This window comes from Pengzhenrongella sp. (assembly GCF_036565025.1).
Classification (GTDB): Bacteria; Actinomycetota; Actinomycetes; order Actinomycetales; family Cellulomonadaceae; genus Pengzhenrongella.
This window is the reverse complement of sequence record NZ_DATCNW010000344.1, coordinates 1-5,175: the sequence shown is the minus strand read 5'-3', so window position 1 is coordinate 5,175 and position 5,175 is coordinate 1. Positions and strand designations below refer to the sequence as shown.

The following is a 5,175-nucleotide window of genomic DNA, read 5'->3' as shown; positions in this document are numbered from 1 at the left end:
CCGCCAGCCCCAGCCCGCCGCGACGCTCAGGCCGAGCGCGAGCGGTGCGAGCAGCCCGAACGACGAACCGACGCCGTTCGCCTCGACGACCGCGGCCGCGCTCGCCGCCCCGTGGTGGACCGACAGGGCCGGCAGCGCCGCGCAGAGCAGCAGGGTGCCGCCCATCGCGGTGACGAACGCGCCCGGCAGGGTCGTCGTGAGGGTGCTTCCGGAGACCAGGATCCCGACGCCGGCGGCGAGGCTCGCGGACGCCACGAGCAGCGTGCCGCGGCGCCCGAGCCGTGCGACCAGCGGGGCGCTGATGAAGGCGCACAGCACCGTGCCCGCGGCCATCGACGTCCCGTGCAGCCCCGCCGTCGCCTTGCTGATGTGCTGCTCGGCGGCGATCAGGGGCACGCTCGGGGAGAAGCTGTAGAGCAGCCAGCCCCATGCGACGAAGTGGGCGTACAGCGCGACCGTGACCCGGTCGCGGTGCAGCCGGACGGCGACGATCGGCGCGATCGAGCCGGCGGGCGGCCCGCCCGAGGAGCCCGACTCAGCCAAGGCGGTCGACCACGTGGTCGACGCACGCGGTGAGCGCCTGCACGTCCCCGGGGTCGACGGCGGGGAACATCGCCACGCGCAGCTGGTTGCGGCCGAGCTTGCGGTACGGGTCGATGTCCACGACGCCGTTCGCGCGCAGCACCGCGGACACCGCCGCGGCGTCGATCCGCTCGTCGAGGTCGATCGTGCCGACCACGTTCGAGCGGGCCGCCGGGTCCGCGACGAACGGGGTGGCCCACTCGCGCGCCTGCGCCCAGTCGTACAGGTGGCCCGCGGAGGTCGCGGTCCGCGCAGCGGCCCAGGGCAGGCCGCCGTTGTCTAGCATCCAGGTGAGCTGCTCCGCGAGCAGCACGAGGGTCGCGATCGCCGGGGTGTTCAGCGTCTGGTCCGCGCGCGAGTTCACGATCGCGGTGCTCAGCGACAGGAACTGCGGCACCCAGCGTCCGCTCGTCTCGATCTGCGTCGCGCGCTCGACGGCGGCGGGCGAGAGCAGCGCGAGCCACAGCCCGCCGTCGGACGCGAAGGACTTCTGCGGCGCGAAGTAGTACGCGTCGGTCTCCGCGACATCGACGGCGAGCCCGCCCGCGGCCGACGTCGCGTCCACGACGGTCAGCGCGCCCTGCTCGCTCGAGCCGGGGACGCGGCGCACCGGCGCCATCACCCCGGTCGACGTCTCGTTGTGCGGCCACGCGTACACGTCGACGCCGTCCTGGAGCTCCGGCAGGGCGAGCCCGCCCGGCTCGGCGCGCCGGATCGTCGGATCGGCGAGGAACGGGGCTCGGTGCACGGCTGCGGCGAACTTCGCACCGAACTCCCCGAACGACGCGAACTGGGCGCGGTCCCGCACCAGGCACAGGGACGCGAGGTCCCAGAACGCCGTCGACCCGCCGTTGCCCAGCGCGACCTCGTAGCCGTCGGGCAGCGCGAACAGGTCGGCCAGGTCCCGCCGGATGCGCCCGACGAGCGAGCGCACCGGCGCCTGCCGGTGCGAGGTGCCCAGCAGCGTGCCGCCGACCGCTGCGAGCGCCGCGACCTGGTCGGGTCGTACCTTGCTCGGGCCGGAGCCGAAGCGCCCGTCGCCGGGCAGCATCCCGGCGGGGATGACGATGTCGGGGATCGCGGCGGGGGTCTGGACGGCAGTGGGCTCGGGCACGGCGCGAGCCTAGGCGCTCGCTCGTGACACGGGCCACCAGTGCAGCGTCCATAGCACGTAGCCTGTCGTCAGCGCGTGAATTGACTTACCTGGAGGCAGTTGCCGTGAGTGACCTGATCGACACCACCGAGATGTACCTGCGGACCATCTTCGAGCTGGCTGAGGAAGGCATCGTCCCGCTTCGCGCGCGGATCGCCGAGCGCCTCGGGCACTCCGGCCCGACCGTCTCGCAGACCATCGCCCGCATGGAGCGCGATGGGCTCGTCATCGTCAGCGGCGACCGGCACCTCGAGCTCACCGAGGCCGGGCTGCTCAAGGCGACGCGCGTGATGCGCAAGCACCGCCTCGCCGAGCGCCTGCTCACCGACGTCATCGGGCTGGACTGGGAGTTCGTCCACGAGGAGGCGTGCCGGTGGGAGCACGTGATGAGCGACCGCGTGGAGAAGCGCCTGCTCAACCTGCTCGACCACCCGCACCACTCGCCGTACGGCAACCCGATCCCGGGCCTCGCCGAGCTGGGGGAGGAGCGCGAGCAGGAGGACTTCCTGCACGGCGTCGTGGCGCTCGCCGAGGTCGCGCCGGTGAACGGTGAACCTGCGCGCGCCGTCGTCGCGCGCCTCGGGGAGCCGCTCCAGACGGACATCGAGCTGCTGGTCCGTCTCGAGAGCGCCGGGGTGACGCCGGGCTCGGAGATCTCCGTCGAGCGGGGCCCGAACGTCCTGATCGTCGGCGCGCCGGGCGCGGAGATCTTCCTCGATCTGCCCGACGAGGTTTCCCGCCACATCTTCGTCGTCGCCGGCTGACGCCTGCGTGACCGGGCGGATCTCACCGCTGCGACCTGCGCATTCGTGTGCGTCCGGCGAGCTCGCCGGCCCTTGGGCGTCGGCCCTCGCCCGCCGCCGTGCTATGACGGCGATCGCGCTGTGACATCCGTCACCGTAATCAGAACGTGACATTCGACGGCGGGGTCCAGTACGTTCGACTCGCTCCTCGGATCTCTTGTCCGGTGGAGACCTTGAGCGGAATGCCTAATCCTGCCGCCGCAAGGGGTTCCGTACGACTTCGCCGGCAGGGGCGGGGGACCCAAGTGTGTGGATGCCGGTGACGGTGTCCTTGGGGTGAAGCCGGGTGGACGTCGGTAACGACGGCCGGCCGGCCGGGTGTGTTCCTCCCATCCGAACCCGACAGCTGACCTCGTAGGCGTCTGGAGGCAAGACGTGACGACTGTGAGCCCTGCCCGCCACCGTTCCGCGCACCGACCCGCAACCCCCCTCTCCGATTTCGCCGCAGCAGCCACCGGCTCGCTCAGCATCGTCGGCCGCCGGTCCGCGATCGTCGCGGCGGCCGCGGGCCTGGTCGTGTCGACCATCGCTGCACCGGCCTCCGCCGTGCCCACGACCGAGAAGCCGGCGTCGTCGGTTCCCGCCGTGGACACCTCGGCACTGACCTCCTCGGCCCGCGCCGCGCTCGAGTCCGCGCCGGTCGTCACGGTGGCGAAGGACGCGACCTGGACGTTCGATGCCCCGGCCGTCAAGCTCGTCACCGACCCGCCGCCGCCGCCCAAGGTCGTGCCGCGGGTCGTCAAGGCCGCGTCGCGCTCGAGCGTTCGGACCGCCGCTCCCGAGGCTGCGACCGGAGTGGCGACGTCGGCCGTGCCGCAGTCGGTCTCCGGCAACGCCGTCCTCGAGATCGCCGCCCGCTACGTCGGCGTGCCGTACGTCTCGGGTGGCAAGACGCCGAGCGGCTTCGACTGCTCCGGCTTCACGTCCTACGTGTACGCACAGCTCGGCAAGTCGATCGGCGGCACGTCCTCGGCCCAGCGCTACGCCGGCACCGTCGTGTCCCGCGCCGACGCGCTGCCCGGCGACCTCATCTGGACCTCCGGCCACGTCGCGATCTACGCCGGCGGCAACCAGGAGATCGACGCACCGAAGCCCGGCGGGACGATCCAGTTCCGTGGCATCTGGCAGTCCAACCCCACCTTCATCCGGGTCGCCTGACCGCGGCTGGATCGACGGGCCTCGAGCACAGTCGTGACGCGGACCCCGGCGGCGCGCACCGCGCCCCGGGGTCCTCGTGCGCCCGGATGAGGGCTCCGCGCAGCCCCGGTCGGTAATGACTTGGGCGGTGAGGTTACGCTTGTCGCGCTTGTACCTCCACATTGCGGCCCGCCAGCCAGGCGGGTCCGACGATCAGGTCCTGGAGCTCACCGTGCTGATGCCCGCGGCGCCACCCCGACGGACGTTGCTGCTCAACGCGAGTCTTGAGCCACTGTGCGTGGTGAGCGTGCACCGCGCCGTCGTCCTGGTGCTCAATGGCAAGGCCATGGTGCTCGAGACGGACGGTCGCGTGCTGCACTCCGAGCACTCCGCGGTTCCGCTGCCGCTCGTGATGTGCCTGGTCCGCTACGTGCACGTGCCGCACCGCCGGACCGTCCCCCCGAGCCGGCGCACAGTGCTGCACCGCGACAAGAACCGGTGCGCCTACTGCGGCGGGCTGGCGGACACGGTGGACCACGTGCAGCCGCGCTCGCGCGGTGGCCGGCACGAGTGGACGAACGTCGTCGCGGCGTGCAGCCGATGTAACCACCGCAAGGCGGACCGGCTGCTCGTCGAGCTCGGGTGGGAGTTGCCGTTCGTTCCGCACCCACCGCGCGGGGCAGCCGCGCTGTTCGCGGCCACGGTCCGGACCGACCCGTCGTGGACGGCCTACCTCGTGGCCTGACCTGCAGCGCGAAACACCCTCCCGTCAGGTCAAAGGACCGTGCAGTCCGGGCCAAGTCCGGGGTATTTTCTTACACAGACCTGACCGAAATTGGTCCGGCATGCCGGAAGGAAAGACCATGACGCGCGATGACGTAGTGCTGGTCGGTGTGGACGGCTCCGACGCCAGCCTGCACGCCCTGGACTGGGCGGTCGCCGCGGCGCTGACCCACGGCTTTGCTGTGCAGCTCGTGTGTGCCTACTCCCTTCCCTCGTTCACCGCCGCCTCGCTCGACGGTGGCTACGCGGCGCTCGACGACACCGCGATCCAGGCGGGCGCCCGGGCGGTGCTCGCCGAAGCCCAGGTCCGGGCGGAGGCCCGCGGCGCGAAGGTCACGACGACCGTCGCGACCGGGGACGCCACCGGGGTCATGGTGGAGATGTCCCGCAAGGTGCGGCTCGCCGTGGTGGGCACGCGGGGCCGGGGCGGGTTCGCCGACCGGCTGCTCGGCACCGTCTCCTCGGCGCTGCCCGCGCACGCGCACTGCCCGACGGTCGTGGTGCCGATGCGCGCCGCGAACCGGGAGGGCGACGTCGACCTGGCGCCGCCCGCCCCGATCCGCCGCATCGTCGTGGGCGTGGACGGCTCGCCGGCGTCGGACATCGCGCTGCGGCAGGCGATCCGGGAGGCGAAGGCCTGGGGCGCCCAGCTGTCCGCGGTCGCCGGCGTCCCGCTCGGTTCTGGTGCGGGCGCGCTCGCCTGGCTGCCGGCGGCGG

At 72.7% G+C, this 5,175-nt stretch carries 5 protein-coding genes, 1 pseudogene and 1 riboswitch; of the genes and pseudogenes, 4 read left to right on the top strand and 2 right to left on the bottom strand.

Annotated elements, in window-relative coordinates:
• Nucleotides 1-543 (bottom strand): annotated as a pseudogene (locus tag VIM26_RS19780) (hypothetical protein); the annotation flags it as partial.
• Nucleotides 536-1,633, bottom strand: a complete 1,098-nt coding sequence (serC, locus tag VIM26_RS19775) for a phosphoserine transaminase (protein WP_331954426.1) — start codon at nt 1,631-1,633, stop codon at nt 536-538. The pseudogene VIM26_RS19780 and the gene serC, both read right to left, overlap by 8 nt.
• A gap of 167 nt (nt 1,634-1,800) precedes the next feature.
• Between serC and VIM26_RS19770 the strand changes: the two genes are divergently transcribed.
• From VIM26_RS19770 to VIM26_RS19755, 4 genes are all read left to right on the top strand, one after another.
• Nucleotides 1,801-2,499, top strand: coding sequence for a metal-dependent transcriptional regulator (locus VIM26_RS19770; protein WP_331954424.1), 699 nt, complete (start codon nt 1,801-1,803; stop codon nt 2,497-2,499).
• Between the two features lie 212 nt (nt 2,500-2,711).
• Nucleotides 2,712-2,915: riboswitch (cyclic di-AMP (ydaO/yuaA leader) on the top strand.
• Nucleotides 2,914-3,696 (top strand): C40 family peptidase, encoded by a 783-nt coding sequence (locus VIM26_RS19765; protein ID WP_331954422.1) that lies wholly within the window; start codon nt 2,914-2,916, stop codon nt 3,694-3,696. (Overlaps the previous riboswitch by 2 nt.)
• A gap of 217 nt (nt 3,697-3,913) precedes the next feature.
• Nucleotides 3,914-4,420 (top strand): HNH endonuclease, encoded by a 507-nt coding sequence (locus tag VIM26_RS19760; protein WP_414696528.1) that lies wholly within the window; start codon nt 3,914-3,916, stop codon nt 4,418-4,420.
• Between the two features lie 118 nt (nt 4,421-4,538).
• On the top strand, nt 4,539-5,175 hold a 637-nt coding region (locus tag VIM26_RS19755; protein ID WP_331954418.1), incomplete at its 3' end, for a universal stress protein.